The following is a 642-nucleotide window of genomic DNA, read 5'->3' as shown; positions in this document are numbered from 1 at the left end:
GGGCCGGTGCTTCGCTGGCCTCCTTCGCCGTGCCTAACGACCAGACGGGGGCGGACACCCTCATTCAGAAAATGTTGGACACGGCGGACAAAGCCGGCACTCAGGAGCTTCGCATCGGGATGGAGGCCACCTCCAATCTCGGCTGGCACCTGGCCCATTATCTGAAGACCGAGCTGCAGGGCTATGAACCCCGCGTCCAGTCTCAGATTTACGTCTTGAATGCAAGGAAGGTGGCGCGTTTCAAGAAGGGCTACGAGGCTCTTCCCAAGAACGACCGCGTGGATGCCTGGGTGATTGCAGACCATCTGCGATTTGGACGACTGCCCCATGAGATGAAAGAAATCATCCAATACGAAGCCTTGCAGCGTCTCACCCGTACACGCTTCTTCCTGATGAACAACATCAAACGCGACAAGACCTATTTTCTGAATCAGGTCTTTTTGAAGTTCAGCGGCATGCGCCTAGACAACCCATTCTCCGACACGTTCGGCAGCACCTCGCTCGCGGTCATTCAGGAACTCGAGCCCGAGCAGATCATGAACATGTCGATGGAGGAGCTTGTCGCCTTCTTGCAGGACAAGGGCAAAAACCGTTTTGAGAAGCCCGAGGAGATTGCGACGTTTCTCAAGAAGCTCGCACGCT

Annotated in this window: 1 protein-coding gene; it reads left to right on the top strand. The window is 55.8% G+C overall.

What is annotated here, in order from left to right; all coding sequences use genetic code 11:
• Positions 1–642 (top strand): IS110 family transposase (locus E6C55_RS33285; protein WP_136374123.1); only part of this gene is annotated, 642 nt, incomplete at both ends.

This window comes from Cohnella fermenti (genome assembly GCF_004801405.1).
Classification (GTDB): Bacteria; Bacillota; Bacilli; order Paenibacillales; family Paenibacillaceae; genus Cohnella; species Cohnella fermenti.
The sequence above is the reverse complement of the archived record's forward strand: the minus strand, read 5'-3'. Positions and strand labels throughout refer to the sequence as shown.